This window comes from Nocardioides sp. GCM10023255, from assembly GCF_042653125.1.
Taxonomy (GTDB): Bacteria; Actinomycetota; Actinomycetes; order Propionibacteriales; family Nocardioidaceae; genus Nocardioides.
In genome coordinates this window covers 388,215-405,160 of sequence record NZ_JBHSHU010000005.1, presented here as the reverse complement: position 1 = coordinate 405,160, position 16,946 = coordinate 388,215, and the positions used below count along the sequence as shown (strand labels likewise).

Sequence of the window (16,946 nt, the reverse complement as noted above, 5' to 3'; positions counted from 1 at the left end):
CCGCCATGTCCTTCGTGGAGCCCGGCACCCCGGACGACCTCGCCCGCGGCGTGCGCACCGGTTTCGAGACCACCTTCGGCCGCGAGCCCGCCGTCGTCGGCCACGCCCCCGGGCGGGTCAACCTGATCGGCGAGCACACCGACTACAACGCAGGCCTGTGCCTGCCGTTGGCGCTCCCCCACGCCACCTACGCCGCGGTCGGGCCGCGCGAGGACGGCGGGGTGCGCATCGCCAGCCGTCAGAACGACGAGCCGTGGGAAGGGCGGGTCGACGCGCTCGGGCCGGGCGAGGTCACCGGGTGGGCGTCGTACGTCGCCGGCGTGCTGTGGGCGCTGCGCGAGGCCGGGCACGACGTGCCGGGTGTCGACGTGTACGTCGACGGCACCGTCCCCCTCGGCGCCGGACTGTCCAGCTCCGCAGCGCTCGAGTGCTCGGTCGCCGTCGCGCTGGCGCACCTGCTCGGCGTCGGGACCACTCCCGACGTACGCCGCGAGCTGGTCACCGCATGCATGCGGGCGGAGAGCGAGGTGGCCGGCGCCCCGACCGGCGGCATGGACCAGACCGTCGCGATGCTCGCGGAGGCCGGGGCCGCGCTGCTCATCGACTTCGACGACCACACGTCGCGCCCGGTGCCGCTGCCGCTCGGGTCCGACGGTCTCGCCGTGCTGGTGACCGACACCCGCGTCTCGCACGCCCTGGTCGACGGTGGGTACGCCGCCCGCCGAGCCGACTGCGAGGAGGCGGCACGACGGCTGGGCGTGCCGTCCCTCCGACAGGCCGACCTGACCGCGGTCGAGGCGCTCGACGACGAGCGGATTCGGCGCCGGGCCCGGCACATCGTCACCGAGATCGACCGGGTGACCGCGACGGTGACGGCGATCGAGGCCGGGGACTGGACGGAGGTCGGTCGGCAGTTCCTCGCGTCCCACGTGTCCATGCGCGACGACTTCGAGATCTCCTGCCCCGAGCTCGACACGGTCGTCCAGACGGCGGTCGAGGCCGGTGCGGTGGGAGCCCGGATGACCGGCGGCGGCTTCGGCGGTTCGGCGATCGCACTGGTGCCCGTCGAGCGGCTCGACGCGGTCATGCGGGCGGTCGACGCGGCGTTCGTCGCCGCAGGCTTCCGGGCCGCGGCCCACCTGCGGGCCGAGGCCTCGGGCGCCGCGTCGGTCCTCGGCTAGGTCGCCGACACCCCGATCCTGCCCTCCCGGAAGGCGTCCACGAACAGTGCGTGGTCCTCGCGCACCTGCGTGGCGTAGGCGGTCCCGAAGTCGGTGACCCACGCGGTGAACTCCCGCCGCCGGCCCTCGAGGCTCTGTGCGATCGCCTCCTCGACCTGGAAGTCCACCAGGTCCTGGGAGCTGTCCTCGTCCGAGGCGCAGTGGATCTTGGCGGTCGCCCGGCCCAGCAGGTCGACCACCGCCGCGATGTCGTCGGGCTCGGTGATGTCGGACCAGTCCAGGTCGACCTCGTAGGGCGAGACCTCGGACACGACGTACCCCACGCCGTCGAGCTCGGTGTAGCCGAGCAACGGATCGGTGTGCACCTGCAGGGCCCGCTGGCTGACGACGGTGCGATGCCCCTCGTGCTCGAAGTACTGCTCGACGGTGCTGGTGTCGACGAACCTGCTCACCGCCGGGATGTTCGCCTGCTTCATCGACAGCAGCACGTCGTTGTCGAGGGCCTGGCTGTACCCCTCGACCAGCACGTTGTACGCCGGCAGGCCGGCGCTGCCGATGCCGAACCCCGACTTCCCGGCCACGTCGCGCAGCTCGTAGAACAGCTCGCGGTCGAATCTCTTGTCCTCGGGGATCGTCTCGAGGTAGGCCTCGAAGGCCTTCACCACGCTCGCCCGCTCTCTCTTGCCGAGTCGCCGCACCGAGCCGTCCTCGCGGAGCATGCGGGCCCCGTCGGTGAGCACGGTGGCCTGGTCGAGCAGGTCGGCGCGCCGCTGGTGCCGGGCGACCACCAGCGCCTCCTTGATCGGCCCGTGGGTGTTCTCGAGGTGCAGGGCGAAGTCGTCGTCGTCCTCGCTCTTGCGGTAGGCGTCGACCTGGGAGAGGTAGGACCGGACGTACTTGCCGATCAGCGCGCGGACGTCGTCCTCGGGCAGCGCCTTCTGCCAGCCGACCAGGGCCAGCGACGCGGCGAACCGCTGCAGGTCCCAGGTGAACCGGCCGAGGTAGGCCTCGTCGAAGTCGTTGATGTCGAAGACCAGCCGCCCGTCGGAGTTGAGGTAGGTGCCGAAGTTCTCGACGTGCAGGTCGCCGTGGATCCAGATCCGGCCGCTGCGCTCGTCGGCGTACGGGTCCTCCTCCGGCGTCACGTCGGCGTAGAACAGGCAGGCGCTGCCGCGGTAGAAGGCGTGCGGGTCGGCGGCCATCTTGCGGAACTTGCCCCGGAAGGCGACCGGGTCGGCCTCCATCAGCGGGGCGAACGCGTCCTCGAGGACGGAGACGATCAGGTCGGAGCGGGAGGAGTCAGCCACGCCCGTCACTATGCCCGGTCTGAGCACACGTACTCAGGCAGCGCACGACGGGTCGAGTAGCCGCGCGGATCTGCCCGGCACCCGGTGACCGCGAGGCTTGCACCATGAGCACTCCGAACCAGTCCAAGAACACCAGCGCCTTCTTCCTGCAGGCCGGCGTCTCCTTCGGCATCGCCCTGCTGACCATGATCGTCGCCGTCCTCTACCTGCCGGTGGACCCGTGGATCCGCGCCTTCCTCGGCCTCGGCACCCTGTTCCTCACCACGTCGTCCTTCACCCTCGCCAAGTGCGTCCGCGACGCCCAGGAGAACCAGTACGTCGTGTCCCGGCTCGACCAGGCCCGCGTCGACAAGCTGCTCGCCGAGCACGACCCGTTCCGGGCCATCTCCTGACCCCCCAGACCGACCGACCGTCCCCGGGGCGGGTGCGCAGACCGTGCGCACCCGCCCTTCTTCATGTCCGGACGGCGTGCTTGACTCGAGCCAGAGCCGTTGGCGGCGCGAGACCGTCGAACAGACGACCAGACGAAGGGATGGCCCTGTGGCCCACAAGAACCCGCTCGGCAAGATCAAGGACACCGCCCTCGAGACGCTCCGGCACCCTCGGGGCACGGCTGAGAAGGCGGTCGGACAGGCCAAGGGCACCGTCGCCCTGGGCCGGATGGTCGCGGAGCAGGTGACCCGGTCGGCGGGCGGGGTCGTCATCTCCCGGCTCCCGGGCCGCAGGCCCGCATCCCCGACGGCGCGGGCACCGCACGCCACCCCGGTCGACGTTCCGGCCAAGGCCGCCGAGGAGCCGGTCGCGGCCCAGCCGGCAGTCACGGAGCCCGCCGCCGAGAAGCCCGCGACCAAGAAGGCCGCCGAGAAGCCCGCGACCAAGAAGCCCGCCGAGAAGCCTGCGACCAAGAAGCCCGCCGCCAAGAAGCCCGCCGCGACGAGGACGACCCCCAAGGCGCCGGAGACGAGCATCGATGCGGCGGCGGACGTGAGCGAGGTCGACGTCACCCCGGCTGACATCGCCGCGAGCGTGGCGCCGAAGCCGGCGGCGAAGAAGGCCCCCGCGACCAAGAAGACCGCAGCCGGGAAGGCCCCGACCGCGAAGACCACCCCGGGTGCGAAGCTCCCGGCCAGGAAGGCCCCCGCCGCGAAGAAGGCCCCGTCGAAGAAGACGGCCACGACCGCGCCGGCGAAGGCCGCACGCGACCAGCAGGGCTGAGGACCGACCCTCGCCCGCTCTCGAGCGCCGGAGCACGATCCGCAGCTGGGGTCGTTGCTCCGGCGCTCGTGTCGTCGGTGCCTGGTCGGGCGCTACTTCAGCTCGGCGCTGGAGAGGCCCAGCACCCGGCGGGCGACGATCAGCTGCTGGATCTGCTGGGTGCCCTCGAAGATGTCGAGGATCTTGGAGTCGCGGGCCCACTTCTCGAGCAGCTCGTTCTCGCTGTAGCCCACCGAGCCGGCGAGCTCGACGCAGCTGAGCGTGATGTCGGAGCCCACCCGACCCGCCTTCGCCTTGGCCATCGACGCCTCCAGCGAGTTGGGCTGCCGGTTGTCGGCCATCCAGGCCGCCTGCAGCATCAGGAGGTGGGCTGCTTCCCAGTCGGCCTCCATCTGCAGGAACTTCGCGGCGGCGGCGGACTGGGTGACCGCGGGGCGGTCGTAGTCGATCTCGACGCCGGCCTGCTCGAGGAGCTCGCGGGTGAGGTCCAGGGCGGCCTTGGCGCAGCCGACGGCCATCGCGGCGACCAGTGGCCGGGTGTTGTCGAAGGTCGCCATCGCGCCGGCGAAGCCCTGCTTGACGTCGACCTCCGGGGAGCCGAGGAGGTTCTCCTTCGGCACCCGGCAGTCCTCGAAGATGATCGTCGCCGTGTCGGAGGCGCGGATGCCCAGCTTGTGCTCGAGCCGGTCGACACGCATGCCGGGCGTGCCCTTCGGCACCACGAAGGACTTGATGGCCGCGCGGCCCAGGGACCGGTCCAGGGTCGCCCAGACCACCACCGCATCGCAGCGGTCGCCCGAGGTCACGTAGATCTTCTCGCCGTTGATGACGTACTCGTCGCCGTCGAGGGTCGCGGTGGTCTTGATGTTGGCCGAGTCCGAGCCGGTGCCGGGCTCGGTGATGGCCATCCCGGCCCACACGCCCTCGAACCGCTTCAGCTGCTCGTCGTTGGCGACGCTGGCGATGGCGGAGTTGCCGAGGCCCTGGCGCGGCATCGAGAGCAGCAGACCGACGTCGCCCCAGCACATCTCCTGGATCGACATGACGGAGGCCAGGTTGGCCCCGTTCTTCACGCCGTCGTCACGGGCGCCCTCGTCACGGCGTACGCCCGCCGCTCCGGCTCCCTCTGCCGCGCCGGACTCGGAGAGCCCGTCGATCATCGCGGCGAGCATGTCGAGCTCCTTGGGATACGCGTGCTCGGCACGGTCGTACTTCCGGGAGATCGGGCGCAGCATGTTCATCGCGACCTGGTGGGCCTGCGCGGCCAGCGGCCGGAACTTCTTCGGATCGTCGAGGTTGATCATCAGACGAGCACCGCACCTTCCATGATTCCGACGGCCCGGAGGTCGCGGTACCACCGCTCCACCGGGTGCTCCTTGACGAAGCCGTGGCCGCCGAGCAGCTGGACCCCGTCGAGACCGATCTGCATGCCCTTGTCGGCGCACAGCTTCCGGGCGAGGGCGACCTCGCGAGCGAAGTCTTTGCCGGCGGCGGCGCGGGCCGCGGCCTTCCAGGTCAGCAGCCGCATCGCCTGCAGCTCGATGGCGATGTTGGCGACCATGAACGCCACCGACTGGCGGTGCGCGATCGGCTCGCCGAAGGCCTCGCGCTCCTTGACGTACGGCGTCACGTAGTCGAGCACGGCCTGGCCGGTCCCGACCGCCAGCGCACACCAGGCCAGGCGCGAGAGCCGCACGCACTCGGCGTACGTCGTGCCGTCGACCGACCCCAGCACCGCGGTGCCGGGCACGCTCACGTCGGTGAGGGTGAGCCTCGACAGGCCGGCGGCCCGGACCCCCATGGCGGGGTCGCCCTCAACCTCCAGGCCGGGGGTCCCGCCCTCGACCAGGAAGAGGACGGGTTCACCGTCGAGGCTGGCACCCACGACGAAGAGCTCCGCGTCGGCACCGCGGGGGACCAGCGTCTTGACGCCGTTGAGCACGTAGCCGTCGTCCGACCTGGTGGCGGTGGTCGACGGGGCCAGGACGTCGAACAGGACGGTGGGCTCGTTCAGGGCGAGCGCGGCTGCTGGCACGTCGTCACCGGTGAACGCCGGGAGGTAGGTCTGCTGCTGCTCGTCGGTGCCCCACAGCGCGATCGCGGTGGCCACCGAGCCGGGTGCGAGCGCGGCGACCGCCAGCCCCAGGTCGCCGCGGGCCAGCGCCTCGGCTACCAGGGTCCCGGCCATCGCGGAGCGCTCCTCGGAGACGCCGCCGAGAGCCTCGGGGACCCCGAGGATCGGCAGCCCGATCTCCAGGCTCGCCCTCAGCACCGCCTCCGGCGCGGCACACGCCTCGTCGGCGTCGGCAGCGGCGGGGCGGACGACCTCGTCGGCGAACTCGGTCACCACGTCGACGAGCATCTGCTCGTCCTCGGTGGGGGTGAGGTCGAAGACCCCCCGGGGCGCGGCCGAGGGCACCCGCACGCCCGGCTGGCCCTTCTTGCCGGCCTTGGTGAAGGTCCGGCTGGCCGTCGTCATGGTCTTGAAGCCGCTGCGCGTGACCGTGAAGACCGCCTGTTGGGCCTGCTTGCGCAGCCCGATCCGGTCGATGAGGTCGCTCTGCGCCACCCGGCTCAGCGCGGCCACGGCGTACCCGATGGGGTCACGGGACTCCTGGGAGGACAGCCCGTGCTTGCCGCCGGGCCTGAGGCCCGCGCTCTTGAAGCTCCGTGTCAGGGACATGCCGCAAATGTAACTCGGAGTTACACATGCGGCTACAGGTGCCTCCGTGGCGCGGGTCACAGGGTGCGTCGCGACGGTCGAGGTGCGCACCCCGGGTCTTCTAGGATCGCCCCCATGCCTGAGCCCGAGCACGCGCCGTACGGCCCCCTCCCCGACGGCGGCAAGGTCCGACCGATGACGCGGTGGGGCACTCCCGTGATGCACCGGCCGCAGCAGCAGGTGACGTCGTACGACGAGGAGCTGCGCTCGCTGGTCGCCGACATGGTGGCGACGATGTACGCCGCGGACGGCGTCGGTCTGGCGGCGTGCCAGATCGGGGTGGACCTGGCGGTGTTCGTCTTCGACTGCCCCGACGAGTCCGGCGAACGGACCGTGGGCGTGGTGTGCAACCCGGTGCTCACGCTGCCCGAGGGGCGCGACCGCAAGCTGGACGACGGGGACGAGGGCTGTCTCTCCTTCCCCGGCGCCTTCGTGGAGTGTGCCCGACCGGACTTCGCGACCGTGCGTGGCACCGGACTGTCGGGCGAGCCGGTCGAGTTCTCCGGCGACGGACTCCTGGCGCGCTGCCTGCAGCACGAGACCGACCACACGCTCGGGACCGTCTTCGGCGACCGGCTCTCGACCAAGCAGCGCAAGAAGCTGCAGAAGCAGCACGACAAGGCGGCGGAGGAGTTCCCCGAGACCTGGCCGGCCTGACTCCGGTCCGGCACCCTGTTGGGATGCGCAAGGTCGTCCTCTTCATGTCCGTCTCGGTCGACGGGTTCATCTCCGGTCCCGACGGCGACCTGGGATGGCACCGGGTCGACGAGGAGGTGCATGAGCACTTCAACGCCGTGCTGTCGCAGATGGGCGGCTTCCTCGACGGGCGCCGCACCTGGCAGCTGATGGCGGACTACTGGCCCGGCGCGGACGACGATCCCGACGCCCCGGCCCCGGTCGCGGAGTTCGCGCGGATCTGGCGCGAGATGCCCAAGGTCGTCTTCTCGAGGACCCTGACCGACGCCGGATGGAACACGACGGTCGCACGCGAGGTCTCGACGGCGTCGATCCGGGCCCTCTGCGCCGAGCCGGGCGGCGACCTCGCGCTGGGCGGCGCCGAGCTGGCGAGGTCGTTCCTGGCGCTGGACCTGGTCGACGAGCTCCGTCTCTACGTGCACCCCGTGCTCGTAGGCCGCGGCGCCCGGCTCTTCACCGAGCCGGACCTGATCCGCGACCTGACCCTGCTGGAGAGCCGTGCCTTCGGCAACGGCGTGGTGCTGCTGGGGTACGGGCGGGACCAGCCCGCGTGACGACAGGTCGACCACGACCGGCGTTCGACGGTCCGACAGCGAGCCTCACGAGGGACGCGGAGCGGGCCTGTGGACAGCGGACGGCGACCGTCGGAATCCTCGTCTACCGTCACGCACATGGTCCAGGAAGGCGGCGTCGTCGAGGAGCTCAGGAGGTGGATGACCACCCTCGCGGAGCTGCCGGACGCTGCCTCCGACGCGGAGCTCGTCGACCGGATCAGGGCGATGCAGGAGCTGAAGAACGCCCTGTGTGCCGCGCAGGCGCGCGACACCGCCGCGCTGGACGCCGCCACCCGCGCCGCGCGCGCCGACGAGGGCGTCCGCCCGGAGAAGCAGGGCGCGGGCGTTGCGTCCCAGGTCGCCCTGGCCCGCCGGGAGTCCCCCAACCGCGGCGCGATCCACCTCGGGCTGGCCAAGGTCCTCACGGCCGAGATGCCGCACACCCTGCGTGCCATGCGCATGGGCGTGCTCTCGGAGTGGCGCGCGACGCTCCTGGCACGGGAGACCTCCTGCCTGAGCGTCGAGGACCGGCGCCACGTCGACCTCGTCGTCGCCGGCAACCTGGCCCGCCTCGAGACCATGAGCGATCGAGAGCTCGTCCGCGAGGCACAGCGTCTGGCGCACCGGCTCGACGCCGAGGCCGTGGTCCGCCGGATCGGCTACGCGCAGACCGAGCGCCGCGTCACCATCCGCCCCGCACCTGACACGATGTCGTGGGTGACCGCGCTCCTCCCGGTTGCCGAGGGGGTCGCGGTGCACGCCGCGCTCACTCGCGAGGCCGATGCCGCCCGCGCAGCGGGTGATTCCCGGTCCCGCGGCCAGGTCATGGCCGACACGCTCGTCGAACGGACCACCGGCCGCGCGGCCACCGAACCGGTCCCGACCCAGGTCACCCTCGTGATGACCGACCGCACCCTGCTGGCAGGCGACGACGAGCCCGCCGAGCTGCACGGTCACGGCATCGTGCCCGCGGAGTGGGCGCGCACCCAGGTGGCGCGCGCCGCGGACGCTCGTACCGCGTGGCTGCGCCGCGTCTACACCGCACCCTCCACCGGTGGGCTGGTCGCCATGGACTCCCGTGCCACCAAGTTCCCGCGTGCGCTCGGCCGCTGGATCGAGATCCGTGACCACGGCACCTGCCGCACGCCATGGTGTGGCGCGCCGATCAGGCACCACGACCACGCCACGCGGCGCGCCGATGGCGGGCAGACCAGCTCCATCAACGGCCAGGGCCTGTGCGAGGCCTGCAACTACGCAAAGGAGGCCCGCGGGTGGCACGCGCGGCCACGTCCCGGCCCTCGTCACAGCACCGAGATCACGACACCCACCGGGCACTGCTACACCTCCACCGCTCCCCCGCTGCCCGGTGACAGACCGCACCGGACTTGGCACTCCCGGATCGAGACGTACGTCGTCGAGGTCATACTCGCTGCGTGAGCAGCCCCCACGTACGCATCGTCCAGCTGGATGCCGCCACGCTCGCGTCGCTTGCCGACCAAGACCTCGAGCGCGCCCTGGAGACCTCCCCGGTCCCCCTGACCCCGTGGCTGGCCGGCCCCGACTGCGCCTGGACCTGGGGCTACCGCGCCCGGCAGGTGGTCGAGCGGCCGGAGGACGCAGCTTGGGTCACCGGAGTGCTCTGGGACGAGGACGCGGGAGTGCCGGTCGGCAAGGCGGGCTTCCACGGCGCGCCGGACGGCGACGGGATGGTGGAGGTCGGGTACGCCGTCGACCCGGCGTACCGTCGCCGCGGCTACGCCCGGGCCGCGCTCGAGCTCATGATCGCCCGAGCGCAGGCAGACCCGTCGGTGCGCACGCTCCGGGCGACGGTCTCTCCTGACAACGCGCCGTCGCTGGCGCTGGTCGGGCAGTACCCGTTCGTCGAGAACGGCGAGCAGTGGGACGAGGAGGACGGGCTCGAGATCATCTTCGAGCTCGCGGTCGATCAGCCAGGTCGGGTATCCGCGGCCGTCGTCGCCGCCGAGGACCCCCGAGACCCCTAGGCTCCGTCCGTGGCTGTCGACCTGGTGCACGGCCGTCGCCCCGGTGACGAGCCGACCTACCTCGCCGAGGTCCGCGAGCTGACGCGGGTTCTCCTCGTCGCGGGTCTCTCGGTCGGCATCGTCGTGATCGGGCTCGGGAGTCGGATCGCCATGTTCCTGCTCCGGCTCACCTCGCCCGAGACCGTGGACGGCGTCGTCTCCGACGACGGCTTCGAGATCGGGCAGGTGACCCTGGCCGGGACGTACAACCTGCTCACGATCGGCGCGGCGGTCGGCTTCATCGGCGCGGTCGCGTACGTCCTCGTCGCCCCGTGGCTCGTCGGGCCGACCTGGCTCGGACGCGCCACCGTCGGCATCACCGCGGGCGCGATGGGCGGAGCGATGCTGCTGCACGCGGACGGCGTCGACTTCACCAGCACCGGCCCGTTGTGGTTCGCCGTCACCCTGTTCATCGTGCTGCCCCTGCTGAGCGGTGTGGCAATCGCCGCAGCGACCGATGCCGTGGCCGCGCCCGGCTCGTGGACGTCGCGCGGACGCTGGCGGTGGGCCCTGCCGCTGGCTCTTGTGCTGCTGGTCCCGCGCACCCTGGTGGTGGTGGTGGTGCTGTGCGCGGTGGTCGCCGGTCTCCTGCTGCTGCGCCGCCTGCTGCTCCGTCGGATCCAAGCCTCCCCGGTGGCGACGTTCGGCGTTCGGGCGATGTTCCTGGCCGTGCCGGTGCTCTCGTTCGTGGCCCTGGGCCAGGACCTGGTCGAGCTGTACTGACCCCTGCGGCTCAGCGACGCGCGGTCACGTAGCAGGCCACGGCGGTGGCGGCCGCGACGTTGAGCGAGTCGATCCCCTCACGCATCGGGATGATCGCTCGACGGTCGGCAGACTGCTCCCACCGGGCCGAGAGCCCGTGCCCTTCGGAGCCGAGGACCAGCGCGACCCGGTCGAGCCCGGCCACCGCCTCCTCGATCGGGGAGGCGTCCTCGGCGAGCGTGAGCGCCACCGTCGTGAAGCCGTACGACGACAGCGTGGGCAGGGCGTCGTACCAGTCGGGCAGCCGGGTCCACGGCGTCGAGAAGACGGCGCCCATGGCGACCTTGATCGAGCGACGGTAGAGCGGGTCGGCGCAGCGCGGTGCGAGCAGCACCGCGTCGAAGCCGAGCGCGGCGCCGGACCGGAAGATCGCCCCGACGTTCGTGTGGTCGACGATGTCCTCCAGGACCAGCACTGAGCGCGCGCCGTCGAGCACAGACTCCAGTGTCGGGAGCGGTTGGCGTTCGAGCGACGCCAGCGCCCCGCGGTGCACGTGGAAGCCGGTCACCTCTTCAGCCAGCGCCTCGGGCATCACGAAGCAGGGTGCCTCCGTCGTGTCGAGGACGTCGGCCAGCCCGTCGAGCCACCGCGGCGACATCAGGAAGGAACGCGGGGTGAAGCCCGCCTCGACCGCGCGCCGGACGACCTTCTCCCCCTCGGCGAGGAAGAGCCCGTGCTCGGCCTCCATGGCCTTGCGGAGCTGGACGTCGCGCAGGTCGCGGTAGTCGGTGAGTCGGGGGTCGGCGGGGTCGGTGATCTCGAGCAGCGTGGCCATCAGGAGAAGTGTTGCGGATGTGCCACCGCGACCACCCCACCGACCACGATGATGGCCGGTGCCTTCACCTGCTCGGCCTCGATGTCGCGGGCCAGGGACGCCAGCGTGGACAGCACGGTCCGCTCCCCCGGCATCGTCCCGTCGCACACGACGGCGACCGGGGTGGCCCCGTCGCGTCCGCCGGCGACGAGCGCCGTCGCGATCGCCGGCGCGTTGTGCACCGCCATCATCAGCACGACCGTGCCGGACATGCCGGCCACGGCCTCCCAGTTCACCAGCGACTCGGGGTGACCCGGGGGCAGGTGCCCCGAGATGACGGTGAACTCGTGCGCGACCCCGCGGTGGGTCACCGGGATCCCCGCGACGGCAGGGACTGCCACCGGGCTGGTGAGGCCGGGGATCACGGTCACCGGCACGCCGGCCTCGCGACAGGCCAGCACCTCCTCGTAGCCCCGCCCGAAGACGAAGTTGTCGCCGCCCTTGAAGCGCACCACAAGCTTGCCCTCGAGGGCACGCTCGACCAGGACCCGGTTGATCTCCTCCTGCTGGGCAGATCGGCCGCGCGGCAGCTTGGCGACGTCGATCAGCTCCACGTCGCTGGGCAGCTCGCTGAGCAGCTCGCGCGGCGCGAGCCGGTCGGCCACCACGACGTCGGCCTCCATCAGCGCCTTGCGGCCTGCGACCGACATCAGGTCCGGGTCGCCGGGGCCGCCACCGACCAGGACCACACCGGCGCGCCGGTCGCGCTGGTGCCGCGCGACGATCGTGCCCTCACGCAGGCCCTCCAGGATCTCGTCGCGCACGGCGGCCGAACGGCGAGGCTCACGGTTCCCGAGCACCGCCACGGTCACGCCGGCGTGGCGCCCGACGGCAGGCGTCCACGCGCTCGCCCGGGTGGCGTCGTCGCTGCGCACGCAGAAGATGCGACGCTCCTCGGCCGCCGCGGACACCAGCTCGTTGGCGTCGCGGTCGTCGGTCGCGGCGATGGCGTACCACGCCCCGTCGAGGTCGGACTCCTCGAAGCCGCGCTCGACCCAGGTCACCTCGCCGGCCCCGACGAGCCCCTCGAGCGCCGGCGTCACCTCGGGCGAGACCACGGTGACCACGGCACCGACGGCGAGCAGCGCGGGCACGCGCCGCTGGGCCACGTGTCCACCTCCGACGACCACGACGGGTCGTCCGGCGAGCCGGAGGCCGGAGGGATACGGCGGGAAGTCGTCCACCGCCCCATCATGGCCGTGACGGCGGTCGTGCCCGTGGCCGCGGTTCACCCACCGGACTAGGTTGGCAGCGGCCCGTCGCGTCGGTTAGGCGAGGCGGTCCGACCCAGCCCGGCCAGACGACAAGGAGAACCATGAGCCTCGACCGCCCGGTGTCCCCCAACCCCTACGACCTGCTTCCCGCGGTACCGTCCTTCACCGTGTCCAGCACCGACGTGACCGACGGCCAGCCGCTCAAGGACGACCAGGTCGCGGCCAAGGGCAACACCTCTCCGCAGCTGTCCTGGTCCGGCGCCCCGGAAGGGACCAGGAGCTTCACCGTGACCTGCTTCGACCCCGACGCCCCGACGCCGAGCGGCTTCTGGCACTGGGTGCTGGTCGACCTGCCGGCCGACTGCACGTCGCTCGACACCGGCGCAGGTGCCGAGGGCGCCGACCTCCCGGGCCGGGCGTTCATGTGCCGCAACGACGGCGGCTCCAAGGCATTCATGGGGGCCGCCCCGCCGGAGGGTGACCAGGTCCACCGCTACTTCTTCGTCGTGCACGCGGTCCAGGAGGAGTCCCTCGGCGTCGACTCCGACGCCTCGCCGGCCGTCGTCTCCTTCAACCTGGCGTTCAAGACCGCCGGACGCGCGATCCTGCACGGCACCTACCAGCACTGAGCCGCGCCGCCCCGGTCGGTCAGGGCCGATCGGTCAGGGCTCGCGGCGAGCGGCGTACGCCGCGGGCGACTGGCCGACCAGGGCGGTGAACTCTCGCGTGAAGTGCGCCTGGTCGAACCACCCGAGCTCGACCGCGAGCGAGGCGAGGTCGTCGGACCCGCCCCGGTCGATCCGGTCCACGGCGTCGTGCAGCCGCGCCCGCTGCAGCACCCATTTTGGTCCCACGCCCACGTAGCGACGGAAGAGCCGTTGCAGGGTCCGCTCGGACATCCCGTGCCGCCGGGCCACGCGGTCCACCGTGGTGAGCGTCGGGTCCGTCCGGATGTCGGCCACCACCGCCAGCACGTCGTCGTACCGCGCGTCGCGGCCGGGCACCCGGTCGACCAGGAACGCGTCGGCGACCCGGGCCCTCCCCACGTCGGTCGGTTCCGCGAGCACGGCGGAGGTCAGCTCCGCGGCCCGCTCCCCGAAGGCGGCGCCGAGCGGCACGATCCGGTCGGTCCACGCCCCGACGTCCGCGCCGGTGAAGGCCCCGAACCCTCCGGGCCGGAACTTCACGCCGAACACACGCCCCGCGCCGGCGATCTCCTGGGAGAACTTCCGGGTGATCACGCCGTGGACCAGTCCGGCCGGGAGCGCGTGCCCGAACCGCGGCTCGCTCCCCGTCTCGACGGTGACGTGGACCGACGGGTGTGACACGACCTCGGCCACGAACGCCGGCGCGTCACGCAGGTCCCACTCGACGGTCCAGTAGTGCTCGACCCAGGCCGCGACCTCGGGAGCCGGCTCGAGGCGGCCGCGACGCACAGCAGCGTCCTGCACCTCCGGGCGCAGGATGCCCACCGCCGGAGGCGCGGTTGTCGCATTTGTCCAAGAGCCCACGGCGGCAGCCTAGGCAGGATCGCCGACATGACGACCGAAACCAGCACCCCGACCGGCGGCCCGTCCTTCATGCCGTCGGGCTACACGAGCCTGACCCCGTTCCTCTGCGTCGACGGCGCGGCCGGCGCGATCGAGTTCTACACCTCGGTCTTCGGCGCCACCGTCGTCACCCGCAACGACGGGCCCGACGGCACCGTGGCGCACTGCGAGCTGCAGCTCCCCGCCGGGCGGATGCAGCTGAGCGACCCCGCCCCCGACCACCACCTGCTCGCCCCGTCGGGCGGGCACGACGTCCACCACTCCACGGTGCTCTACGTGCCAGACGTCGACGCGGTGTACGCCGCGGCGCTCGCCGCGGGTGCGCACGGGTACGGCGAGCCGTCCACCTTCGTCACCGGCGACCGGTACGCCGCCCTGCTCGACCCGTGGGGCCACCGCTGGGCCGTGATGACCCGCGTGGAGGACGTCGATCCCGTCGAGGCGGAGCGTCGCGTCAACGAGTGGTTGGCGAGCCAGCCCTCCTGAGCAGCTCGTCGAACGGCACCGGGTCCTCGAGCTCGTCCGGCTCCGCCGGCACGACGTGGAGCCCACGCCGGCCGAGGACCAGGCCCGCCAGCTCGCCGGCCGCCCGCTCGACCCGGTGCGCCAGCCGGCCGTCGTCGGTGCTGCCGAAGTCCTCGGTGGCCGCGAAGACCCCGGTCGGGACCACGACGGCGTGCAGGTAGGAGAAGAGCGGCCTCAGCGCGTGCTCGAGGACGAGCGAGTGGCGCGCCGAGCCCGCCGTGGCCGCGACGAGCACCGGCTTACCGTCGAGCAGTCCGGGGTCGAGCACGTCGAAGAAGGTCTTGAACAGACCGCTGTAGGACGCCGAGAACACCGGCGAGACGGCGATCAGCCCGTCGGCCCGTCGTACGGTCTCGATCGCCTCGGCCAGCTCGCCGGACGGGAACCCGGTCAGCAGGTGGTCGGCGAGCGCGTGCGCCAGCGGCCGCAGCTCGATGACGTCGACGTGCGCACGCCCGCCGAGGGCCTCGGACGTGGCGTCCGCCAGCCGGTCGGCGAGCAGGCGGGTGGCGGAGGGCAGCCCGAGGCCGGCGCTGACCACGGCGATCCGGCTCATGCCGCCGCCTGGGCACGGTGGGTCGGGGCCTCCGGCACGTGCGCCGGCTTGAGGGCGGCGAACTCCCGGCGCAGCACCGGGACCACCTCCTCGCCGAGGAGGTCGAGCTGCTCGAGCACCGTCTTGAGCGGCAGGCCGGCGTGGTCCATGAGGAAGAGCTGGCGCTGGTAGTCGCCGACGTAGTCACGGAACCCGAGGGTGCGCTCGATGACCTGCTGGGGCGAGCCGACCGTCAGCGGGGTCTGCGCCATGAAGTCCTCGAGCGAGGGGCCGTGGCCGTAGACGGGCGCGTTGTCGAAGTAGGGCCGGAACTCCCGCACCGCGTCCTGGCTGTTGTGGCGCATGAACACCTGCCCGCCGAGCCCGACGATCGCCTGGTCGGCGCTGCCGTGCCCGTAGTGCTCGAAGCGGCGCCGGTAGAGAGCGACCATCTGCTGGGTGTGCGAGGCCGGCCAGAAGATGTGGTTGGAGAAGAACCCGTCTCCGTAGTAGGCCGCCTGCTCGGCGATCTCGGGGCTGCGGATCGAGCCGTGCCAGACGAACGGGGGTACGCCGTCGAGCGGCCGGGGCGTCGAGGTGAAGCCCTGCAGCGGGGTGCGGAAGCGGCCCTGCCAGTCGACGACGTCCTCACGCCACAGCCGGTGCAGCAGCGCGTAGTTCTCGATCGAGAGGTTGATGCCCTCGCGGATGTCCTTGCCGAACCACGGGTAGACCGGCCCGGTGTTGCCGCGACCGAGCATCAGGTCCATCCGGCCGTCGACGAGGTGCTGCAGCGTGGCGTAGTCCTCGGCGATCCGGACCGGGTCCGTGGTGGTGATGAGCGTGGTCGAGGTCGAGAGGATGATCCGCTCGGTCTGGGCCGCGATGTAGGCCATCGTGGTGGTCGGCGACGAGGCCACGAACGGCGGGTTGTGGTGCTGGCCCACGGCCACCACGTCGAGCCCGACCTCCTCGGCCTTCTTCGCGATCGTGACCGTGTTCTTGATCCGCTCGTGCTCGGTCGGCGTACGCCCCGTCGTGGGGTCCGTCGTGACGTCCCCGACGGTGAAGATGCCGAACTGCATGCCCACTCACTCTCTTGGTCCCGGGCGGACGTTGGTTGAATCCGCAACTGAGTACCAGAACTCATGCGGCCGCCGCGCTATTCCGGACAGGATGCCGTTCGTGACCCGTCGTGTCGCCCGCTGGGCGCCCCTCCTCGTCCTGATCCTCACCGTCGCCCAGCTCGCCGTGGCCGAGTGGGTGCCGGGCATCGACCGGTTCGCCGACAAGGCGTTCGGCGCCCGGCTGGTCGCCTACCCCCTGCTGATGCTCCTCGCCCCCCTCGTGTGGTGGCTCGTCGTGCGGCGCCGCGACCCGGCCGCGGCGCCGCCGTACGGCGCGTTCACGCTGGTGATGCTCCCGTTCCTCGTCGACGTGACCGGCAACAGCCTGGACCTGTACGACGCCGTCGTCTGGTGGGACGACCTCAACCACTTCGCCAACTGGCTGTTGCTCTGCGCCGGCATCGGCCTGCTCACCTGCCGCAGCGTGCGGCCGGGCTGGGCCACGGTGCTCCTCGTGACCGGGCTCGGGGCGGCGCTGGCGATCGGGTGGGAGCTCGGCGAGTGGTTCACCTTCATCCGGCACGGCACCGAGCTCGACACGGCGTACGAGGACACCCTCGGCGACGAGGCGCTGGGCACCGCGGGCGCGTTCGTGGCCGGTCTCCTGGTGGTGGGGGTCCTGGGCCGTCGGGATGGCCGGATCCGGCCAGCCTGAGCTGGCCGTTTCCGGCGAAGCGCGGGACCTCCCGTGACGGGTGGACT

19 protein-coding genes are annotated in these 16,946 nt (G+C 72.1%); 11 read left to right on the top strand and 8 right to left on the bottom strand.

Annotation, left to right across the window (positions count from 1 at the left end; all coding sequences use genetic code 11):
* Nucleotides 1–5: 5 nt before the first annotated feature.
* Nucleotides 6–1,181 carry a galactokinase gene (galK, locus tag ACFO9I_RS11030; protein ID WP_379180705.1) on the top strand — a complete coding sequence of 392 codons (1,176 nt, stop codon included), beginning with the start codon at nucleotides 6–8 and terminating at the stop codon, nucleotides 1,179–1,181.
* Here the strand turns inward: galK and ACFO9I_RS11025 are convergent.
* On the bottom strand, nucleotides 1,178–2,488 hold the full coding sequence (locus tag ACFO9I_RS11025) for a DUF2252 domain-containing protein (protein WP_379180704.1): 1,311 nt from the start codon (nucleotides 2,486–2,488) through the stop codon (nucleotides 1,178–1,180). The two genes, galK and ACFO9I_RS11025, sit on opposite strands and share 4 nt — an antisense overlap.
* A gap of 104 nt (nucleotides 2,489–2,592) precedes the next feature.
* Between ACFO9I_RS11025 and ACFO9I_RS11020 the strand changes: the two genes are divergently transcribed.
* Together ACFO9I_RS11020 and ACFO9I_RS11015 are read left to right on the top strand one after the other, a co-directional pair.
* Nucleotides 2,593–2,880, top strand: a complete 288-nt coding sequence (locus ACFO9I_RS11020) for a YiaA/YiaB family inner membrane protein (protein ID WP_379180702.1) — start codon at nucleotides 2,593–2,595, stop codon at nucleotides 2,878–2,880.
* A gap of 148 nt (nucleotides 2,881–3,028) precedes the next feature.
* Entirely contained in the window at nucleotides 3,029–3,703 is a 675-nt protein-coding gene (locus ACFO9I_RS11015) for a hypothetical protein (RefSeq protein WP_379180700.1), read from the top strand.
* Between the two features lie 92 nt (nucleotides 3,704–3,795).
* Here the strand turns inward: ACFO9I_RS11015 and ACFO9I_RS11010 are convergent, their stop codons facing one another.
* Both ACFO9I_RS11010 and ACFO9I_RS11005 read right to left on the bottom strand, forming a co-directional pair.
* Entirely contained in the window at nucleotides 3,796–5,007 is a 1,212-nt protein-coding gene (locus tag ACFO9I_RS11010) for an acyl-CoA dehydrogenase family protein (protein WP_379180698.1), read from the bottom strand.
* The gene (locus ACFO9I_RS11005; RefSeq protein WP_379180697.1) at nucleotides 5,007–6,386 is read right to left on the bottom strand and encodes an acyl-CoA dehydrogenase family protein; all 1,380 of its coding nucleotides are present in this window, start codon (nucleotides 6,384–6,386) and stop codon (nucleotides 5,007–5,009) included. Before ACFO9I_RS11005 ends, ACFO9I_RS11010 begins: the two co-directional genes overlap by 1 nt.
* A 114-nt stretch (nucleotides 6,387–6,500) precedes the next feature.
* On the opposite strand from ACFO9I_RS11005, the gene def reads away from it, so the two are divergent.
* The 5 genes from def (at nucleotide 6,501) to ACFO9I_RS10980 (ending at nucleotide 10,440) form a co-directional block, all read left to right on the top strand.
* Nucleotides 6,501–7,082, top strand: a complete 582-nt coding sequence (def, locus tag ACFO9I_RS11000) for a peptide deformylase (protein ID WP_379180695.1) — start codon at nucleotides 6,501–6,503, stop codon at nucleotides 7,080–7,082.
* Between the two features lie 23 nt (nucleotides 7,083–7,105).
* Entirely contained in the window at nucleotides 7,106–7,675 is a 570-nt protein-coding gene (locus ACFO9I_RS10995) for a dihydrofolate reductase family protein (protein ID WP_379180693.1), read from the top strand.
* Nucleotides 7,676–7,792: 117 nt separating this feature from the next.
* Nucleotides 7,793–9,112 (top strand): HNH endonuclease, encoded by a 1,320-nt coding sequence (locus ACFO9I_RS10990; protein ID WP_379180691.1) that lies wholly within the window; start codon nucleotides 7,793–7,795, stop codon nucleotides 9,110–9,112.
* Nucleotides 9,109–9,678 carry a GNAT family N-acetyltransferase gene (locus ACFO9I_RS10985; protein ID WP_379180689.1) on the top strand — a complete coding sequence of 190 codons (570 nt, stop codon included), beginning with the start codon at nucleotides 9,109–9,111 and terminating at the stop codon, nucleotides 9,676–9,678. The genes ACFO9I_RS10990 and ACFO9I_RS10985 overlap by 4 nt, the downstream gene beginning before the upstream one ends.
* A gap of 9 nt (nucleotides 9,679–9,687) precedes the next feature.
* Complete coding sequence (locus ACFO9I_RS10980) at nucleotides 9,688–10,440, top strand: hypothetical protein (RefSeq protein WP_379180687.1); 753 nt, start codon at nucleotides 9,688–9,690, stop codon at nucleotides 10,438–10,440.
* A 10-nt stretch (nucleotides 10,441–10,450) separates the two neighbouring features.
* On the opposite strand, the gene ACFO9I_RS10975 is transcribed toward ACFO9I_RS10980, so the two are convergent.
* The gene (locus ACFO9I_RS10975; protein ID WP_379180685.1) at nucleotides 10,451–11,254 is read right to left on the bottom strand and encodes a TrmH family RNA methyltransferase; all 804 of its coding nucleotides are present in this window, start codon (nucleotides 11,252–11,254) and stop codon (nucleotides 10,451–10,453) included.
* Nucleotides 11,254–12,477 carry a uroporphyrinogen-III C-methyltransferase gene (gene cobA / locus ACFO9I_RS10970; RefSeq protein ID WP_379180683.1) on the bottom strand — a complete coding sequence of 408 codons (1,224 nt, stop codon included), beginning with the start codon at nucleotides 12,475–12,477 and terminating at the stop codon, nucleotides 11,254–11,256. Before cobA ends, ACFO9I_RS10975 begins: the two co-directional genes overlap by 1 nt.
* Before the next feature lie 131 nt (nucleotides 12,478–12,608).
* Here cobA and ACFO9I_RS10965 point away from each other — a divergent pair, with 131 nt between their 5' ends.
* Nucleotides 12,609–13,136, top strand: a complete 528-nt coding sequence (locus ACFO9I_RS10965; RefSeq protein ID WP_379180681.1) for a YbhB/YbcL family Raf kinase inhibitor-like protein — start codon at nucleotides 12,609–12,611, stop codon at nucleotides 13,134–13,136.
* Nucleotides 13,137–13,169: 33 nt separating this feature from the next.
* Here the strand turns inward: ACFO9I_RS10965 and ACFO9I_RS10960 are convergent, their stop codons facing one another.
* Complete coding sequence (locus tag ACFO9I_RS10960) at nucleotides 13,170–13,979, bottom strand: DUF6597 domain-containing transcriptional factor (protein ID WP_379180679.1); 810 nt, start codon at nucleotides 13,977–13,979, stop codon at nucleotides 13,170–13,172.
* Between the two features lie 66 nt (nucleotides 13,980–14,045).
* Here ACFO9I_RS10960 and ACFO9I_RS10955 point away from each other — a divergent pair, with 66 nt between their 5' ends.
* Entirely contained in the window at nucleotides 14,046–14,543 is a 498-nt protein-coding gene (locus tag ACFO9I_RS10955) for a VOC family protein (protein WP_379180677.1), read from the top strand.
* On the opposite strand, the gene ACFO9I_RS10950 is transcribed toward ACFO9I_RS10955, so the two are convergent.
* Both ACFO9I_RS10950 and ACFO9I_RS10945 read right to left on the bottom strand, forming a co-directional pair.
* Nucleotides 14,512–15,138: an FMN reductase gene (locus ACFO9I_RS10950; protein WP_379180675.1), complete on the bottom strand. Its 627-nt coding sequence runs from the start codon at nucleotides 15,136–15,138 to the stop codon at nucleotides 14,512–14,514. The two genes, ACFO9I_RS10955 and ACFO9I_RS10950, sit on opposite strands and share 32 nt — an antisense overlap.
* Nucleotides 15,135–16,202: an LLM class flavin-dependent oxidoreductase gene (locus ACFO9I_RS10945; protein WP_379180673.1), complete on the bottom strand. Its 1,068-nt coding sequence runs from the start codon at nucleotides 16,200–16,202 to the stop codon at nucleotides 15,135–15,137. Before ACFO9I_RS10945 ends, ACFO9I_RS10950 begins: the two co-directional genes overlap by 4 nt.
* A gap of 100 nt (nucleotides 16,203–16,302) precedes the next feature.
* Here ACFO9I_RS10945 and ACFO9I_RS10940 point away from each other — a divergent pair, with 100 nt between their 5' ends.
* Nucleotides 16,303–16,899, top strand: a complete 597-nt coding sequence (locus ACFO9I_RS10940; RefSeq protein ID WP_379180671.1) for a hypothetical protein — start codon at nucleotides 16,303–16,305, stop codon at nucleotides 16,897–16,899.
* Nucleotides 16,900–16,946 lie beyond the last annotated feature (47 nt).

Excerpts from the sequence above, each read along its gene's own strand:
- galK (WP_379180705.1), top strand. The coding sequence starts at position 6 with ATGTCCTTCGTGGAGCCCGGCACCCCGGACGACCTCGCCCGCGGCGTG.
- ACFO9I_RS11020 (WP_379180702.1), top strand. The coding sequence starts at position 2,593 with ATGAGCACTCCGAACCAGTCCAAGAACACCAGCGCCTTCTTCCTGCAG.
- ACFO9I_RS11010 (WP_379180698.1), bottom strand. The coding sequence starts at position 5,007 with ATGATCAACCTCGACGATCCGAAGAAGTTCCGGCCGCTGGCCGCGCAG.
- ACFO9I_RS11005 (WP_379180697.1), bottom strand. The coding sequence starts at position 6,386 with ATGTCCCTGACACGGAGCTTCAAGAGCGCGGGCCTCAGGCCCGGCGGC.
- def (WP_379180695.1), top strand. The coding sequence starts at position 6,501 with ATGCCTGAGCCCGAGCACGCGCCGTACGGCCCCCTCCCCGACGGCGGC.
- ACFO9I_RS10995 (WP_379180693.1), top strand. The coding sequence starts at position 7,106 with ATGCGCAAGGTCGTCCTCTTCATGTCCGTCTCGGTCGACGGGTTCATC.
- ACFO9I_RS10990 (WP_379180691.1), top strand. The coding sequence starts at position 7,793 with ATGGTCCAGGAAGGCGGCGTCGTCGAGGAGCTCAGGAGGTGGATGACC.
- ACFO9I_RS10975 (WP_379180685.1), bottom strand. The coding sequence starts at position 11,254 with ATGGCCACGCTGCTCGAGATCACCGACCCCGCCGACCCCCGACTCACC.
- ACFO9I_RS10965 (WP_379180681.1), top strand. The coding sequence starts at position 12,609 with ATGAGCCTCGACCGCCCGGTGTCCCCCAACCCCTACGACCTGCTTCCC.
- ACFO9I_RS10955 (WP_379180677.1), top strand. The coding sequence starts at position 14,046 with ATGACGACCGAAACCAGCACCCCGACCGGCGGCCCGTCCTTCATGCCG.
- ACFO9I_RS10950 (WP_379180675.1), bottom strand. The coding sequence starts at position 15,138 with ATGAGCCGGATCGCCGTGGTCAGCGCCGGCCTCGGGCTGCCCTCCGCC.
- ACFO9I_RS10945 (WP_379180673.1), bottom strand. The coding sequence starts at position 16,202 with ATGCAGTTCGGCATCTTCACCGTCGGGGACGTCACGACGGACCCCACG.